The sequence below is a fragment of the Microbacterium sp. NPDC055683 genome (assembly GCF_053617895.1).
Genome location: NZ_JBSHGQ010000016.1, coordinates 24,786 through 39,589 on the forward strand (window position 1 = coordinate 24,786; position 14,804 = coordinate 39,589).

The 14,804-nt window shown below is 71.4% G+C and carries 12 protein-coding genes; 4 read left to right on the plus strand and 8 right to left on the minus strand.

What is annotated here, in order from left to right; translation table 11 throughout:
* Window positions 1–5: 5 nt before the first annotated feature.
* The gene (locus ACWGPF_RS08215) at window positions 6–2,408 is read right to left on the minus strand and encodes an Rne/Rng family ribonuclease (protein ID WP_452332359.1); all 2,403 of its coding nucleotides are present in this window, start codon (window positions 2,406–2,408) and stop codon (window positions 6–8) included.
* 274 nt (window positions 2,409–2,682) lie between these two features.
* Here ACWGPF_RS08215 and ACWGPF_RS08220 point away from each other — a divergent pair, with 274 nt between their 5' ends.
* The gene (locus ACWGPF_RS08220) at window positions 2,683–3,279 is read left to right on the plus strand and encodes a vitamin K epoxide reductase family protein (RefSeq protein WP_452332360.1); all 597 of its coding nucleotides are present in this window, start codon (window positions 2,683–2,685) and stop codon (window positions 3,277–3,279) included.
* 61 nt (window positions 3,280–3,340) lie between these two features.
* Here ACWGPF_RS08220 and ndk read toward each other — a convergent pair whose 3' ends face one another.
* The 4 genes from ndk to ileS are packed head-to-tail and all read right to left on the minus strand — an operon-like array spanning window position 3,341 to window position 8,846.
* Window positions 3,341–3,757 (minus strand): nucleoside-diphosphate kinase, encoded by a 417-nt coding sequence (gene ndk / locus ACWGPF_RS08225; protein ID WP_345435824.1) that lies wholly within the window; start codon window positions 3,755–3,757, stop codon window positions 3,341–3,343.
* Window positions 3,758–3,784: 27 nt separating this feature from the next.
* Entirely contained in the window at window positions 3,785–4,177 is a 393-nt protein-coding gene (locus ACWGPF_RS08230) for a DUF4233 domain-containing protein (protein WP_452332361.1), read from the minus strand.
* Window positions 4,174–5,526: a bifunctional folylpolyglutamate synthase/dihydrofolate synthase gene (locus ACWGPF_RS08235; RefSeq protein ID WP_452332362.1), complete on the minus strand. Its 1,353-nt coding sequence runs from the start codon at window positions 5,524–5,526 to the stop codon at window positions 4,174–4,176. Before ACWGPF_RS08235 ends, ACWGPF_RS08230 begins: the two co-directional genes overlap by 4 nt.
* On the minus strand, window positions 5,523–8,846 hold the full coding sequence (ileS, locus tag ACWGPF_RS08240; protein ID WP_452332363.1) for an isoleucine--tRNA ligase: 3,324 nt from the start codon (window positions 8,844–8,846) through the stop codon (window positions 5,523–5,525). The genes ACWGPF_RS08235 and ileS overlap by 4 nt, the downstream gene beginning before the upstream one ends.
* Before the next feature lie 365 nt (window positions 8,847–9,211).
* Between ileS and ACWGPF_RS08245 the strand changes: the two genes are divergently transcribed.
* On the plus strand, window positions 9,212–9,868 hold the full coding sequence (locus tag ACWGPF_RS08245) for a pentapeptide repeat-containing protein (protein ID WP_452332364.1): 657 nt from the start codon (window positions 9,212–9,214) through the stop codon (window positions 9,866–9,868).
* On the opposite strand, the gene ACWGPF_RS08250 is transcribed toward ACWGPF_RS08245, so the two are convergent.
* The 3 genes from ACWGPF_RS08250 to ACWGPF_RS08260 all read right to left on the minus strand — a co-directional run bounded on the left by ACWGPF_RS08250 (window position 9,869) and on the right by ACWGPF_RS08260 (window position 11,534).
* Window positions 9,869–10,258, minus strand: coding sequence for a VOC family protein (locus ACWGPF_RS08250; protein WP_452332365.1), 390 nt, complete (start codon window positions 10,256–10,258; stop codon window positions 9,869–9,871). It abuts the gene before it with no gap.
* The gene (locus tag ACWGPF_RS08255) at window positions 10,255–10,404 is read right to left on the minus strand and encodes a ribbon-helix-helix protein, CopG family (protein ID WP_452332366.1); all 150 of its coding nucleotides are present in this window, start codon (window positions 10,402–10,404) and stop codon (window positions 10,255–10,257) included. The genes ACWGPF_RS08250 and ACWGPF_RS08255 overlap by 4 nt, the downstream gene beginning before the upstream one ends.
* 335 nt (window positions 10,405–10,739) lie before the next feature.
* Complete coding sequence (locus ACWGPF_RS08260) at window positions 10,740–11,534, minus strand: hypothetical protein (protein WP_452332367.1); 795 nt, start codon at window positions 11,532–11,534, stop codon at window positions 10,740–10,742.
* 452 nt (window positions 11,535–11,986) lie between these two features.
* On the opposite strand from ACWGPF_RS08260, the gene valS reads away from it, so the two are divergent.
* The gene (gene valS / locus ACWGPF_RS08265) at window positions 11,987–14,554 is read left to right on the plus strand and encodes a valine--tRNA ligase (protein WP_452332368.1); all 2,568 of its coding nucleotides are present in this window, start codon (window positions 11,987–11,989) and stop codon (window positions 14,552–14,554) included.
* A complete protein-coding gene (locus tag ACWGPF_RS08270) occupies window positions 14,554–14,766 on the plus strand; it encodes a hypothetical protein (protein ID WP_452332369.1) in 213 nt (70 codons plus the stop codon). The genes valS and ACWGPF_RS08270 overlap by 1 nt, the downstream gene beginning before the upstream one ends.
* Window positions 14,767–14,804: the final 38 nt, after the last annotated feature.

Sequence of the window (14,804 nt, forward strand, 5' to 3'; positions counted from 1 at the left end):
GGCCGTCAGTCCGCCGACGGGGTGACCGGCACCGCGGTGCCGGGAAGGGCGGCCGTCGTCACGCGCCGCCGCGCGCGTCCCTGCCCGGGCGCCTTGGGCTCGGGCAGCGCGTCGAGCACGGAGTCGAGCAGGTGCGCGGCCTCCGACGCGGGAGCCACCGATGCGGGCTTCTCGACGGACCGCTTCTTGCGCGGCCGACGGGGACGCTCTCGGTCCTCGGCAGGCGCCTTCGTCCGCGGCCCCTCCGGCAGCGCGATGTCGAGGAGGTCCTTCGGCGCCTCGACGACCGCCGGCGGCGCATCGACCGCGGGCTCGTGCTCGTGCTCGTGCTCGTGCTTCGCGATCGTCGACGCGGCGATCTGAGCGAGAGCGGACTTCACCCCGTCGGTGATGACGTGAGCGGGCTGCGAGGGCTGGACCGGCTGGGCAGGGGCGGGGTTCGACCCGCGCCCGCGGCGTCCGCCGCCGTTCGAGCCGCCGCCGTTCGAGCCGCCGGCGGGCCGGTGCTTGACGACGGGGTCGTGGTGCACGATGACCCCACGGCCGGCGCACACCTCGCACGCCTCGCTGAACGTCTCGAGGAGACCGAGCCCGAGCTTCTTGCGGGTCATCTGCACGAGGCCGAGAGAGGTGACCTCGGCGACCTGGTGCTTCGTGCGATCGCGGCTCAGGCACTCGACGAGGCGGCGCAGCACGAGGTCGCGGTTCGACTCGAGCACCATGTCGATGAAGTCGACGACGATGATCCCGCCGATGTCGCGCAGACGCAGCTGGCGCACGATCTCCTCGGCCGCCTCGAGGTTGTTCTTCGTGACGGTCTCCTCGAGGTTGCCGCCGGAGCCGACGAACTTCCCCGTGTTGACGTCGACGACCGTCATCGCCTCCGTGCGGTCGATGACGAGCGATCCGCCCGACGGCAGCCATACCTTGCGGTCGAGCGCCTTCTCGATCTGCTCCGTGATGCGGAAGTCGTCGAAGGGATCGCCCTCGCCCTCGTAGTGCGCGACGCGGTCCAGGAGGTCGGGCGCGACCCCCGTGAGGTAGTCGACGATGGTGCGCTGAGCCTCGTCTCCCTGGATGAGGAGCTTCGTGAAGTCCTCGTTGAAGACGTCGCGGATGATCTTGACGAGCAGGTCGGGCTCGCTGTGGAGGAGCGCCGGCGCGCTGCCCTTCTGCACGAGCTCGGTGATGTGCGCCCACTGCGCCGTGAGTCGGTTGACGTCGCGGGTGAGCTGCTCCTCCGTGGCGCCCTCCGCCGCGGTCCGGACGATGACGCCCGAGGACTCGGGCAGCACCTCCTTGAGGATCTTCTTGAGGCGTGCCCGCTCGGTGTCCGGCAGCTTCCGCGAGATGCCGTTCATGGCACCGCCCGGCACGTAGACGAGGTAGCGGCCGGGAAGCGAGATCTGGCTCGTGAGCCGCGCACCCTTGTGGCCGACGGGGTCCTTCGTGACCTGCACGAGCACGCGGTCGCCCTGCTTGAGCGCGAGCTCGATACGGCGCGGCTGGTTGCCCGTCTCGACGGCGTCCCAGTCCACCTCGCCGGAGTAGAGCACCGCGTTGCGTCCGCGCCCGATGTCGACGAACGCCGCCTCCATGCTGGGGAGCACGTTCTGCACACGCCCCAGGTAGACGTTGCCGATGAGCGACGCGTCCTGGTTGCGCGCGACGTAGTGCTCGACGAGCACGTCGTCCTCGAGGACGGCGATCTGGATGCGGCCGTTCTTCGAGCGCACGATCATCTGGCGGTCGACGGCCTCCCGGCGCGCGAGGAACTCCGCCTCGGTCACGACGGGACGGCGCCGGCCGGCTTCCCTGCCATCCCGACGGCGCTGCTTCTTCGCCTCGAGGCGGGTCGAGCCCTTGATGCGCTGCGGCTCTGTGATGACCTCGACGACACGCTGACGGCGCCGCTCCTCCTGGGGGGCGTCCTCGGCGGGCTCTCCCCCGCGACGCCGGCGGCGCCGTGACGACGACGAGCGGCCGCCGACCTGCTCGTCCGCCTCGGGCTCGGGGAGCGCCGGGAGCGCGACGAACTCGGGGGCGTAGAAGTGCAGCGCCGTCGTCACCTGCGACACGAACTCCGCCGGCAGGAGACCGAGCGAGACGGCCGTCACGGGCTCCGCGTCCGGTTCGTCGGCGGGCGTGCTGTCTGCCGCCGCGGCTTCGTCGGCCTGCGGGGCGTCGTCTGCAGACGTCTCCGCCTGCGGGGCGTCGTCAGCAGGCGTCTCCGCCTGAGGAGCGTCATCCGCAGGCGTCTCCGCCTGCGGAGCGTCATCCGCGGCTGCGGTCTCCGCCTGCTCGACGAGGTCGGCCGGTGCCCCGCTCGTCGTCGTCTCCGCCGCCTCGTCTGCGGCGTCTGCCACGGTGTCGAGCGTTCCGTCTGTGTCGTTGTTCACTTCAGCCATCGCTGGCGCACTCCCTGCGGGGCGGACATCCGCCCGAGATCCTCATGCGGTCGCACACTGCGCGACCGCGAACTCCATCGGTTTGCGACCGGCGATTCCGCTCTGGCCGCGCGGGGCAGCCGTTGCCCCGAAGTCTTGTCACTCCACGCGATCCCGACGCCGTCGACATGCGCGTTCCGGCCATTATCTCATCCCGCGCCGCGGATCGGGGATCATCGTGCCCAGGCAGGCTCCGCTGGGAGCGCGCTCCAGCGCCCGATGCGATAATCCGGGCATGCCGGAGACCCGTTCCCGCCCCACTGCCCTCGCCGTCTGGCTCGTCCTCGCCGGTGCCGTGGGATGGTGGGCCGCCTTCTCGCTCACCCTCGAGAAGCTGCACGTGCTGGAGAACCCGGGCGCGGCGCTCGGCTGCGATTTCAACGTGCTCGTGCAGTGCGCACGCAACCTCGACTCCTGGCAGGGAGCCGTGTTCGGGTTCCCGAACCCGCTGCTCGGCGTGGCGGGCTGGATGGCGCCCGTCGTCGTGGGGATGGCCGTGCTCGCGGGCGCGCGCTTCTCCCGGTGGTTCTGGGCGCTGTTCACCCTCGGCATGACGTTCGCCTTCGGTCTCGTCTGCTTCCTCATCGTGCAGAGCATCTTCGTGATCGGAACGCTCTGCCCCTGGTGCATGGTGACGTGGGTCGTGACCATCCCGTCGTTCTACGCCGTCCTGCTGCACAGCATCCGCATCGGCGCGCTCCCGCTGCCCGCTCGCGTCCGGTCCAGCGCGGACGCCCTCATGGGATGGCTGCCCCTGCTCGCCGTGCTGAGCTACGTCGCGATCGCAGTGGCGGCCCAGCTGCGGCTCGACGTGCTGTCGTACCTGTTCTGAGAGACCGCCGCAGAGAGACGACGCGGCGCCCGGCCGCGGCCGGGCGCCCCGTCGTCCGACGTCAGGCGAACCAGATCGCGAGCTCGCGCTCCGCCGACTCGGGGCTGTCGGAGCCGTGGACGAGGTTCTGCTGGACGGCGACCCCCCAGTCGCGACCGAGGTCGCCGCGGATGGTCCCGGGCGCGGCCGTCGTCGGGTCGGTCGTGCCGGCGAGCGAGCGGAAGCCCTCGATGACGCGGTTGCCGGCGACGCGGATCGCGACGACGGGCCCCGACAGCATGAACTCCAGGAGCGGCTCGTAGAACGGCTTGCCCTCGTGCTCGGCGTAGTGCCGCGCGAGCAGGTCGCGGCTCGGCTCGACGAGCTTGAGGTCGACGAGCGAGTAGCCCTTCGCCTCGATGCGCGCGAGGATCGCGCCGGTGAGGCCGCGGGCGACGCCGTCGGGCTTGACGAGGACGAGGGTCTCTTCGGTGGCCATGGAACTGCCTTTCTGTCGAAGGAGGGGTCAGGCGGCGTCGGCGTCCCGCTGAGCGGCGAGCCGGCGCTCGATGCGCGCCCCACCGATCGTCGCATACGCCCACATGCCGCCGAACACGAGGGTCACGAGGAGGATCGCGGGGACGAGGATCGCGCCGAGCGCCGTGACGACCTGGAGCACCCAGCCGAGGGCGATCGCCCACCGGTGCCGGAGCAGTCCGCTCAGCGCGATCATGAGCACGGCGACGACGGCACCGGCGACGATCGCCCACCACGGCGCGACGCCCTCGGGGAGCGCGCGCAGGCCGTATACGGCGAGGCCGGCGAGGAAGACGATGATCGCCTCGAACGCGAGCACGACCGACCCCGCCTTCTCGGGCAGCCCGCGGGGTCGGCGCGGACGGGGCGCGGGCGACGTCATGCGCCGGCCGCCGGCTTCCACTCGTCCTCCTCGGCGAGGGCGACCGCCTCGCCGGCGAGAACGACGGAGCCCACGATCGCGACCGCGCGCTTGTCGCCCTGCTGCGCCCACGCGCGTGCGGCCTCGGCCGCGTCGTACAGGCCGGGGTGCACGGTCGCACGCAGGCCTGCCGCCTCGACGAGATCGGCGAGGCGGTCGACGTCGGCCGCGCGGTCGGACGAGGGAGCCGTGGCGAACACGTGCGCGGCGACGGGAGCCAGGGCCGCCACGATGCCCGCCGCGTCCTTGTCGTCGAGGACCCCGAGCACGATCCCCCACTCGTCGAAGTCGAAGGAATCCTCCAGCGCAGCCGCGAGCGCGCGGGCGCCGTGAGGGTTGTGCGCGGCGTCCACCACGACCGTGGGCTCCACGCCGACGAGCTGCAGGCGCCCGGGAGAGGTGACCTGCGCGAGAGCCTCCGTGACGATGCCGCCCGCGATCGGCTGACGGCCGTCGCCGATGAGCGCCTCCACGGCCGCGATCGCGACCGCGGCGTTCTGGCCCTGATGACGGCCGTACAGCGGCAGGTACTCCTCGTCGTACACGCCCGCGAGGCCGCGCACGGAGATGAGCTGTCCTCCCACGGCGAGCCGGTCGTCCGTGAGCGCGAACTCGGCCCCCTCGAACGCGATGCCCGCGCCCTTCTCCGCGGCGACACGGCGCAGCACGCGCTCGGCGTCGGGATGCTGCGCCGCCGCGACGACGGCGGCGCCTGGCTTGATGATGCCGGCCTTGACCTCCGCGATCTCGGAGATCGTCGAACCCAGGCGCGACACGTGGTCGAGGTCGATGGGGGTGAACACCGCGACGTCGCCGTCCGCCGTGTTGGTCGAATCCCAGCTCCCGCCCATCCCCACCTCGAGGACGAGGACGTCGACCGGAGCGTCGGCGCACGCGGTGAACGCGAGCACCGTGAGGAGCTCGAAGAAGGTCAGCCGGGCATCCCCCCGCGACTCGAGCTCGGCATCCACGATGCCGACGAACGGCTCGATCTCCTCCCATGCGTCCGCGATCGCGTCGTCGCCGATGGGCTCGCCGTCGATGAGGATGCGCTCGGTGAAGCGGGTGAGATGCGGGCTCGTGAAGAGCCCCGTCCTCAGCCCATGCGCCCGGATCAGGCTCTCGACGATCCGTGCCGTGGACGTCTTGCCGTTCGTGCCCGTCAGGTGGACGACCCGGTAGGTGCGCTGCGGGTCGTCGAGCAGTTCGAGGATGCGGCCGACGCGCTCCACGCGCGGCTCCACCCACTGCTCCCCCGCGCGCCCGAGCAGGGCCTCGTAGACGGCGTCGGCACGCTCGCGGGCGCTCATGCGGCACTCCCGATGCGCGTCACGGAGACGACGATGTCGCCCGCGTTCGCGTAGGTCCCCGCCCCGACCGTCGCGACGTGCTCGCCGGCGCCGGCGTCCGAGCCGTCGACGAGCGCGTGCTCGACCGCGAGGGTCTCGCCGGCCACGTCCGCGGCGTCCCAGGCCGCGCGCACGGCGGCCGCGTCATCCGCGGACGCGAATGCCAGCGTGAGACGGATGCGGTCGCTCACCTCGAAGCCGGCGGCCTTGCGGGTGTCCTGCACGGCGCGGATGACGTCGCGCGCGAGCCCCTCCGCCTCGAGCTCGGGGGTCGTCGCCGTGTCGAGGAGCACGAATCCGCCCGACGGCAGCGTGGCGATCGCCTCGCCCTCCGGACGTCCGGAGGTGTCGAGCGCGAGCTCGTACTCCCCCGGCTCGAGCACGATGCCGTCGGCCGTCACGACGCCGCTCTCCTCCGTCCACAGGCCCGCCTTGGCGGCCTTGATGACGTGCTGCACCTGCTTGCCGAGGCGCGGTCCCGCGGCACGGGCATTCACCGTGAGCCGGTGGGAGATGCCGTAGCGCACGGCGGTGTCGTCCTGCAGGTCGACGAGCTCGACCGATTTGACGTTGAGCTCGTCCCGGAGGATGTCCTCGAACTGGGCGAGCGCCTCCGCGTCCGACGTGACCACGGTGAGGCGCGCGAGCGGCAGCCGCACGCGCAGCCCCTCCTTCTTGCGCAGCGCGTTGGCGACGCTGGACGCCTCCCGGACGGCATCCATGGCCGTCCGGATGTCGACGGCCTCGGCGAACTCGGAGGCGTCCGGCCACTCCTCGAGATGCACGCTGCGCCCGCCCGTCAGTCCCTGCCACACGCGCTCCGACACGAGCGGGATGAGGGGGGCGGCGACGCGCGTGAGGGTCTCGAGGACGGTGTAGAGCGTGTCGAACGCCTCCCGGCTGCGCGGATCGTCGGTGACGCCCTGCCAGAACCGGTCGCGCGAGCGGCGGATGTACCAGTTGGTGAGCACCTCGGCGAAGTCGCGCAGCCGCTCGGATGCGGTCGTCGAGTCGAGCTGCTCGAGGTCGGCGGCCACGTCGCGCACGAGGTCGCCCGTGCGCGCGAGGATGTAGCGGTCGAGCACATCCTGCGAGTCGGTGCGCCACTCGGCGGCGTAGCCCGCACCAGCCGCGCCCGCGCCGGCGGCATTGGCGTACGTCGCGAAGAAGTACCACGAGTTCCACAGCGGCAGCAGGAACTCCCGGACGCCCGATCGGATCCCCTCCTCCGTGACGACGAGGTTGCCCCCGCGCAGCACGCTCGACGACATCAGGAACCATCGCATGGCGTCGGAGCCGTCGCGGTCGAACACCTCCGACACGTCGGGATAGTTGCGGAGCGACTTCGACATCTTCTGCCCGTCGTTGCCGAGGACGATGCCGTGGCACGAGACGCCCGTGAAGGCGGGGCGGTCGAAGAGCGCGCCGGAGAGCACGTGCATGACGTAGAACCAGCCGCGCGTCTGCCCGATGTACTCGACGATGAAATCGGCCGGCGAGTGCGAGTCGAACCAGTCCTTGTTCTCGAACGGGTAGTGCACCTGCGCGAACGGCATCGAGCCGGAGTCGAACCAGACGTCGAAGACGTCTTCGATGCGGCGCATGGTGCTGCGCCCTGTGGGATCGTCGGGGTTCGGCCGCGTGAGCGCGTCGATGTACGGGCGGTGCAGATCGACCTCGCCCCGCTCGTTGCGCGGGAGCGCTCCGAAATCGCGCTCCAGCTCCTCGAGGGAGCCGTAGGCGTCCACGCGCGGGTGGTTGGGGTCGTCCGACTTCCAGACCGGGATGGGCGAGCCCCAGAACCGGTTGCGGCTGATCGACCAGTCGCGCGCCCCCTCGACCCACTTGCCGAACTGGCCGTGCTTGACGTTCTCCGGAGCCCACGTGATCTGCTCGTTGAGCTCGACGAGGCGGTCCTTGACCTCCGTGACGCGGATGAACCAGCTCGACACGGCCTTGTAGATGAGCGGGTTGCGGCACCGCCAGCAGTGCGGGTACGAGTGCTCGTACGACTGCAGGCGCAGGAGCCGGCCGCTCTGGCGCAGCAGGCGCACGAGCGGTGTGTTGGCGTCGAGCCACAGCTCCCCCGCGACGTCCGGGACGATGTCGAGGAAGCGGCCGTCGTCGCCCAGCGACACGATCGTGGGGATGCCCGCGGCGTCGGCCAGGCGCTTGTCGTCCTCGCCGTACGCGGGGGCCTGATGCACGACCCCCGTGCCGTCTCCCGTCGTCACGTAGTCGTCGACGAGGATGCGCCAGGCACCGGCCGTCCCCCACTCCTCCGCGTCGGCGAAGTAGTCCCACAGCCGCTCGTACGAGACGTCGCGCAGGTCCTCCCCCGTCACGCGCGTGCGGACGGCCGCGCGCGCGGCATCCGCGTCGTCGTAGCCGAGGTCCTTCGCGTGGCCCCCGAGGAGCTCCTCAGCGAGGAGGAACTCGGCGCCCTCCGCGCCTTCCGAGATGCCGCCGGGCCCCGCGGGCACGACGGCATAGACGATCGCCGGCCCCACCGCGAGGGCCATGTTGGTCGGCAGCGTCCACGGGGTCGTCGTCCAGGCGAGCGCGCGGACGCCCTCCAGCCCGAGAGCGGCGGCCTTCTCCCCCGCGAGGGGGAACGCGACCGTCACGGAGGGGTCCTGCCGCATCTTGTAGACGTCGTCGTCCATGCGCAGCTCGTGCGTCGAGAGCGGGGTCTGATCGCGCCAGCAGTAGGGCAGCACGCGATAGCCCTCGTAGGCGAGTCCCTTGTCGTAGAGGCTCTTGAACGCCCAGAGGACGCTCTCCATGAAGGTCGTGTCGAGCGTCTTGTACCCGCGGTCGAAGTCGACCCAGCGCGCCTGACGCGTGACGTAGTCGCGCCACTCGCGCGTGTAGGCGAGCACGGACTCCCGAGCCTTCGCGTTGAACGTGTCCACGCCCATCGCGAGGATCTCGTCCTTCTCGGTGATGCCGAGCTGCTTCATCGCCTCCAGCTCGGCCGGAAGGCCGTGGGTGTCCCAGCCGAACACGCGGTCGACCTTCTTGCCGCGCATGGTCTGGAAGCGCGGGAAGAGGTCCTTCGCGTAGCCCGTGAGCAGATGGCCGTAGTGGGGCAGGCCGTTCGCGAAGGGCGGGCCGTCGTAGAACACCCACTCCTCTGCACCGTCGCGCTGCGCGATCGACGCCCGGAAGGTGTCATCCGCCTCCCAGAACGCGAGCACGTCGCGCTCGACGTCGGGGAACCGCGGGCTCGGCACGAGGGGCTCGGCGGCGGGTCCGAACGAGGACTTCGGGTAGGTCATCTCACTCCAGCAGTTCCGTAGGGACTGCGAGGACGACCCGCTGCCGATCGCCCGGCAGGGCCGCGGTACCACCCCGCGTTGCGCCGCACGCGGCGCCTCTCTCACTGCGGCTGTGACGGGCCTGCCCCGCGCGGTTCTAGTGGGGTCCTTGCGTTCCCGTTCTTCCGCGAGCTCCCCGGTGATGGCCGGATCGGTGCCGATGCGCACCATCCTACCGCGCATGCGCAGCCCGCGCGCCTGTCCATGCGGGGCGGGAGCCGCGCGGGCGGGGCGGCCGACGGGCGGGAGCCGCGCGGGCGGGGCGGCCGACGGGCGGGAGCCGCGCGGGCGGGGCGGCCGACGGGCGGGAGCCGTAGGCTCGCAGGATGGCCAGGAAGCAGGACCGCCCGATCGCGCCGCGCGTGAGCGCGCCCGATCTGCCCGCACGACTCGACGACGGCGAACCGCGCTCCCGTGCCGATCTCCACCGGCAGCGTCTCGATGGTCTGACGGGCGACGTCGATCTCGAGCACACGTCGCTCGAGGAGTGCGCCGTGCCCTCCCCCGTCGTCGAGACGCTGGCCCTGCGAGGGGCGACGCTCGTCGACGTCGAGGTGACGGACATCCGAGCCGTCTCCGTGCGCGGGCGCGACACGACCATCCGCCGCGTCGCGATCACGGGAGGGCGCATCGGGACGCTCGATCTCGCCGACGCGCGGATCGCCGAACTGGAGCTGCGCGACGTGCGCATCGACTACCTGTCGCTCGCCGGCGCGCGGGCCGAGGACGTCCGCGTCGTCGACTGCGCCATCCGCGCGCTGGATCTGCCGCAGGCGCAGCTGACGCGGGTCGCGTTCGAGCGCTCGCGCACCGACGAGCTCGACCCCCGCGGCATGCGGGCGGCCGACCTCGATCTGAGGGGCCTCGATGTCGCCGCGTGCCTGGACGTGCTGGCGCTGCGCGGGGCGACGCTGACCGAGGATCAAGTGCGCGCGCTCGCGCCCGCCTTCGCATCGGCGGTGGGGATCGACGTCCGCGGCTGATCAGTCGAGCAGCGCGCGCGATTGCTCCGTCTCGTACGACCGGGACAGGTCGTCGGGTGCCTCGTTCACCTGCACGACGTAGCCGTCGGGATCGGCGACCTCGAAGTAGCGCCCGAACGTCTCGTCGAGGATGGCGCCGGGCGCGTGACCGTGCGCGGCGAGACGGGCGCGGACGGCATCGAGCTCGCCGTCGTCGACCGTCACCTGGAACGACACCTCGCGGCTCTCGTCCGCCGATGCGATGTGCAGTCCGACGGCGCCGCCGGACCCGGTGAGCGATGCCCACGTGCGACTCGTCTCCTGTGTGCGCTCGTCGAGGCCGAGCAGCGCGTAGAACGCCGTGCTCTCGGCCACGTCGGCCACCATCCGGATGGGTGTGATGCGCGTCATGACGCCCCCTTCTCGATCTCCGCGCGCAGGACGCGTTCGACGAGCGCCGACAGGCTCACGTTCTCGTCGATCGCGCGGTGCTTGACCGCCCGGACGAGATCGCGAGGCAGGTACACGTTGAACTGCGCCTTGTCGCTTGCTTGCATGCTAGCACTCTAGTGCGGGAGGCGGCGTGGTGTCGAGGGGCGGCGTGGTGTCGCGGGGCGGCGTGGTGTCGAGGGGCGGCGTGGTGTCGAGGGGCGGCGTGGTGTCGAGGGGCGGCGTGGTGGAGCCGGCTTCAGTCACCGCGAATCGCGGCGAAACCCGCTTCGGTCGCCGCGAATCGGGGCGAGAGTCGGTCGCACCCCGAGGAGCGTCGCCGCGAATCGCGGCAAAACCCTCGACGGTCGCCGCGAATCGGGGCGAGAGTCGGTCGCACCCCGAGGAGCGTCGCCGCGAATCGGGGCGAGAGTTGGAAGCAGGTCCGCGCGGACCTCGTATGTCAGGACCGGCGATCGACCGCCGCCCGCAGGTCGCTCAGCAGGCGGCGCGGATCATCGAGATCCGCCTGTGTGACCGGGATGTAGATCCATCCGAGAGCTTCGAGCCGCCGGCGACGCGCCTGGTCGCGGCGCCACTGCGACTTGTCGCGGTGATGATCGCCTTCGTACTCGATGGCGATCTTCAGGTCGACAAGAGCCAGGTCCACGCGCGCGACGAAGCCTCCGGCCGCGTCGTGCACCTCGACGTTGCAACGGAGCGGCCCGAACCCGGCGCAGACGAGGAGCACCCGCAGCTCCGATTCCTTCGGCGACTCGGAGGCGAGATCGAGCAGTTCCAGCGCGCGCTGAAGCACGGCGGGGCGTCGCCTCGCCGGAACGCGCTCGACAGCGCGACGGATGGCCTCGACGCCGACGATGCGAGCGGCCGCATCTCCAAAGGCGACGAGTTCGGCGAGCGTGAGGTCGTCGGCGAGATCGCAGAACGTGCGTGCCGGCGAGGTGACGGGGAGACCCGCTCGTTCGGTGACGTCATCGGCGTGCAGCGCACGCTCGTGGCCCCTGATCCGTCGCCCCCGCCGGGCACGGACCCCGACAGGCGTTGTGACGTGGACGTGTTCCTCGACAGCGAGCCGTATCGGCACGGGGAGCGGCGTGAGCTGCGCGGCGGTTGAGTGACTGAAGGTCGCGCACGTGGGCATCGTGAGCAGGATGGCCCGACACACGCTCACGACATCGCGTCGCGCGACGGGCAAGCGGATGCCCTGGGCCGGGATCCACAGATCGGACGCGCGCAAGCGCGCAGGCGAGGCCTCGGGCACATCCCGCGCTCGAAAGGCGCGACCGGCGACGCGTGCGGGAAGGGGAGCAGGTCGACGTGACATGTCCTCGACTCTGTCCGCCTTGAGGAAGCCGCCAGGGGCCGTCCACAGGAGAGCCGGCCGCCGCGCGGAGGATCGACGTCTGTGCACGCCTCAACGGGCTCCACGGCGGGCCCGGTGCCCGCGGATAACCCCATCCGTCGCCGCGATTCGCGGCGAAACCCGAAACGATCGCCGCGAAACGTGGCAACCCTGGCGGCCACGCGCGATCAGTCGCCGCGAAACGCGGCGAAACCCGCTTCAGTCGCCGCGAATCGCGGCGAACAGCCCCGCCCGGCTCGCAGGCGCTCCCGACCCGCCCCGGTAGACTGACGGCACATCCACACTCAGGCACGCAGACACCGTGCCGCATATACGTCAGGAGAACCATGGCCATTCCCGACAAGCCCGTGCTCGAAGGACTCGAGGCGAAGTGGGGTGAGACCTGGGAGCAGGACGGCACCTACCGCTTCGACCGCGACGCCGCCCGCGCGAAGGGCCGCTCGGGCGTCTTCTCGGTCGACACGCCGCCACCGACGGCGAGCGGCAGCCTCCACATCGGCCACGTGTTCTCGTACACCCACACCGATGTGAAGACGCGCTTCGAGCGCATGCGCGGCAAGACGGTGTTCTACCCGATCGGCTGGGACGACAACGGCCTGCCGACCGAGCGCCGCGTGCAGAACTACTACGGCGTGCGCTGCGACCCGTCGCTCCCCTACGACCCCGACTTCACGCCGCCCTTCGAGGGCACGACGAAGTCGATCAAGGCCGCCGACCAGATCCCCGTCAGCCGCCGCAACTTCATCGAGCTGTGCGAGAAGCTCACGGTCGAGGACGAGAAGACCTTCGAGGACCTCTGGCGCACCCTCGGCCTCTCGGTCGACTGGACGCAGACGTACCGCACGATCTCCGACGACACCATCCGCACGAGCCAGCTCGCCTTCCTCCACAACATCGAGCGTGGCGAGGCCTACCAGGACCTCGCCCCCACGCTGTGGGACGTCGACTTCCGCTCGGCCATCGCGCAGGCCGAGCTCGAGGACCGCGACCAGCAGGCCGCTTACCACCGGCTCGCGTTCACGAAGACGGATGGCACGGGTGCCATCCGCATCGAGACGACGCGTCCCGAGCTCCTCGCCGCGTGCGTCGCCCTCGTCGCGCATCCCGACGACGAGCGCTACCGCCCCGTGTTCGGGACGACCGTGACCACGCCCGTCTTCGGCGTCGAGGTCCCCGTGCTCCCGCACCCGCTCGCCCAGCCCGACAAGGGCTCGGGCATCGCGATGATCTGCACCTTCGGCGATGTGACCGACATCATCTGGTGGCGCGAGCTCGACCTCCCCAACCGCACGATCATCGGCAAGGACGGCCGCATCGTCGCCGATGCGCCCGAGGCGATCACCTCGGACTCCGGTCGAGCGGCGTTCGCGGAACTCGCCGGGAAGACCGTGTTCAGCGCCAAGAAGCGGATGGTCGAGCTCCTCGACGAGGCCGGCGCGCTCGAGAACGTGTCGGCGCCGTTCACGCATCCCGTGAAGTTCTTCGAGAAGGGCGACCGCCCGCTCGAGATCGTCTCGACGCGCCAGTGGTACATCCGCAACGGCGCTCGCGACACCGAGCTGCGCGCCAAGCTGCTCGAGCTCGGAGCGCAGATCGACTGGCACCCGGAGTTCATGCGCGTGCGCTACGAGAACTGGGTGAACGGCCTCACCGGCGACTGGCTCGTCTCGCGGCAGCGCTTCTTCGGCGTGCCGATCCCGGTCTGGTACGCGCTCGACGAGAACGGCGAGCGGGACTACTCCCGCGTGCTCGTGCCCGACGCCGCCTCCCTCCCGGTCGACCCGTCGAGCGACGTGCCCCCGGGATACACCGAGGAGCAGCGCGGCGCGGCGAACGGCTTCGAGGCCGAGACGGATGTCTTCGACACGTGGGCGACCTCGTCGCTCACGCCGCAGCTCGCGGGCGGATGGCGACGCGACGCCGAGCTGTGGGACCTCGTCGCGCCGTTCGACGTGCGCCCCCAGGGGCAGGACATCATCCGCACGTGGCTCTTCTCGACGCTGCTCCGCAGCGCCCTCGAGGACGACCGAACGCCGTGGGCGCACGCCGCGATCTCCGGCTTCATCGTCGATCCCGACCGCAAGAAGATGTCGAAGTCGAAGGGCAACGTCGTCACGCCCGCCGACATCCTCGAGAAGCACGGCTCCGACGCGGTGCGGTACTGGGCTGCCTCCAGTCGCCTCGGCACGGACGCCGCGTTCGACCCGCAGAACCCGACGCAGATCAAGATCGGCCGCCGCCTCGCCATCAAGGTGCTGAACGCCGCGAAGTTCGTGCTCGGCTTCGAGGCCCCTGAGGGCGCCGAGGTCACCGAGCCCCTCGACCTGTCCATGCTCGCGACGCTCGACGGCGTGATCGCGCAGGCGACGGCGGCCCTCGACGCCTACGACCATGCGCGCGCACTCGAGGTGTCGGAGGCGTTCTTCTGGACGTTCTGCGACGACTACCTCGAGCTCGTCAAGGAGCGCGCCTACGCGGGCGGCGCCGCCGGCGCATCCGCCGCCGTCGCCCTGCGCTCGGCGCTCTCGACGCTGCTGCGGCTGCTCGCCCCCGTGGTCGTGTTCGCCGCCGAGGAGTCGTGGTCGTGGTTCCAGGAGGGCTCCGTGCACACGGCTGGATGGCCCGAGGCCGCTGGGCTGGAGGGAGACCCGGCGGTGCTCGCCGTCGCGAGCGAGGCGCTCATCGGCGTGCGCCGCGCGAAGACGGAGGCGAAGGCCTCGCAGAAGACCGCCGTCGCGACGGCCGTCATCGCCGCGCCGGCCGACAAGGCCGCCGCGCTCCGGCTCGCGGCCGACGACCTCCGCGCCGTCGGCCGCATCGCCGACCTCGAGATCGCGGATGGCGACGCCCTCGCCGTGACGCGCATCGAGCTCGTCGAGACGCCGGAGGCCTGATGCAGCTCGGAACACGCTGGGCGGCGGGCACGATCCCGCCGCCCCGCGTGCCCGAGGAGCTCCGCACGGCCATCCGCGAGGTCGAGGCGGACCCCGCCGCGACCGGGTCGTGGACGCTCACGTGGCTGGAGGGCCGCCCGATCGTCGAGCTCGACACCGGCTGGGAGCTCTCGCTCGCCGCCGACGGCTCGGTCTCCGTCGAGCGCTTCTGACACGGGCGCGCGATCGCATCGGGCATCCCTCGCCTGGA

Coding starts and splice junctions, on each gene's coding strand:
- ACWGPF_RS08215 (WP_452332359.1), bottom strand. CDS start 2,408: ATGGCTGAAGTGAACAACGACACAGACGGAACGCTCGACACCGTGGCA.
- ACWGPF_RS08220 (WP_452332360.1), top strand. CDS start 2,683: ATGCCGGAGACCCGTTCCCGCCCCACTGCCCTCGCCGTCTGGCTCGTC.
- ndk (WP_345435824.1), bottom strand. CDS start 3,757: ATGGCCACCGAAGAGACCCTCGTCCTCGTCAAGCCCGACGGCGTCGCC.
- ACWGPF_RS08230 (WP_452332361.1), bottom strand. CDS start 4,177: ATGACGTCGCCCGCGCCCCGTCCGCGCCGACCCCGCGGGCTGCCCGAG.
- ACWGPF_RS08235 (WP_452332362.1), bottom strand. CDS start 5,526: ATGAGCGCCCGCGAGCGTGCCGACGCCGTCTACGAGGCCCTGCTCGGG.
- ileS (WP_452332363.1), bottom strand. CDS start 8,846: ATGACCTACCCGAAGTCCTCGTTCGGACCCGCCGCCGAGCCCCTCGTG.
- ACWGPF_RS08245 (WP_452332364.1), top strand. CDS start 9,212: ATGGCCAGGAAGCAGGACCGCCCGATCGCGCCGCGCGTGAGCGCGCCC.
- ACWGPF_RS08250 (WP_452332365.1), bottom strand. CDS start 10,258: ATGACGCGCATCACACCCATCCGGATGGTGGCCGACGTGGCCGAGAGC.
- ACWGPF_RS08255 (WP_452332366.1), bottom strand. CDS start 10,404: ATGCAAGCAAGCGACAAGGCGCAGTTCAACGTGTACCTGCCTCGCGAT.
- valS (WP_452332368.1), top strand. CDS start 11,987: ATGGCCATTCCCGACAAGCCCGTGCTCGAAGGACTCGAGGCGAAGTGG.
- ACWGPF_RS08270 (WP_452332369.1), top strand. CDS start 14,554: ATGCAGCTCGGAACACGCTGGGCGGCGGGCACGATCCCGCCGCCCCGC.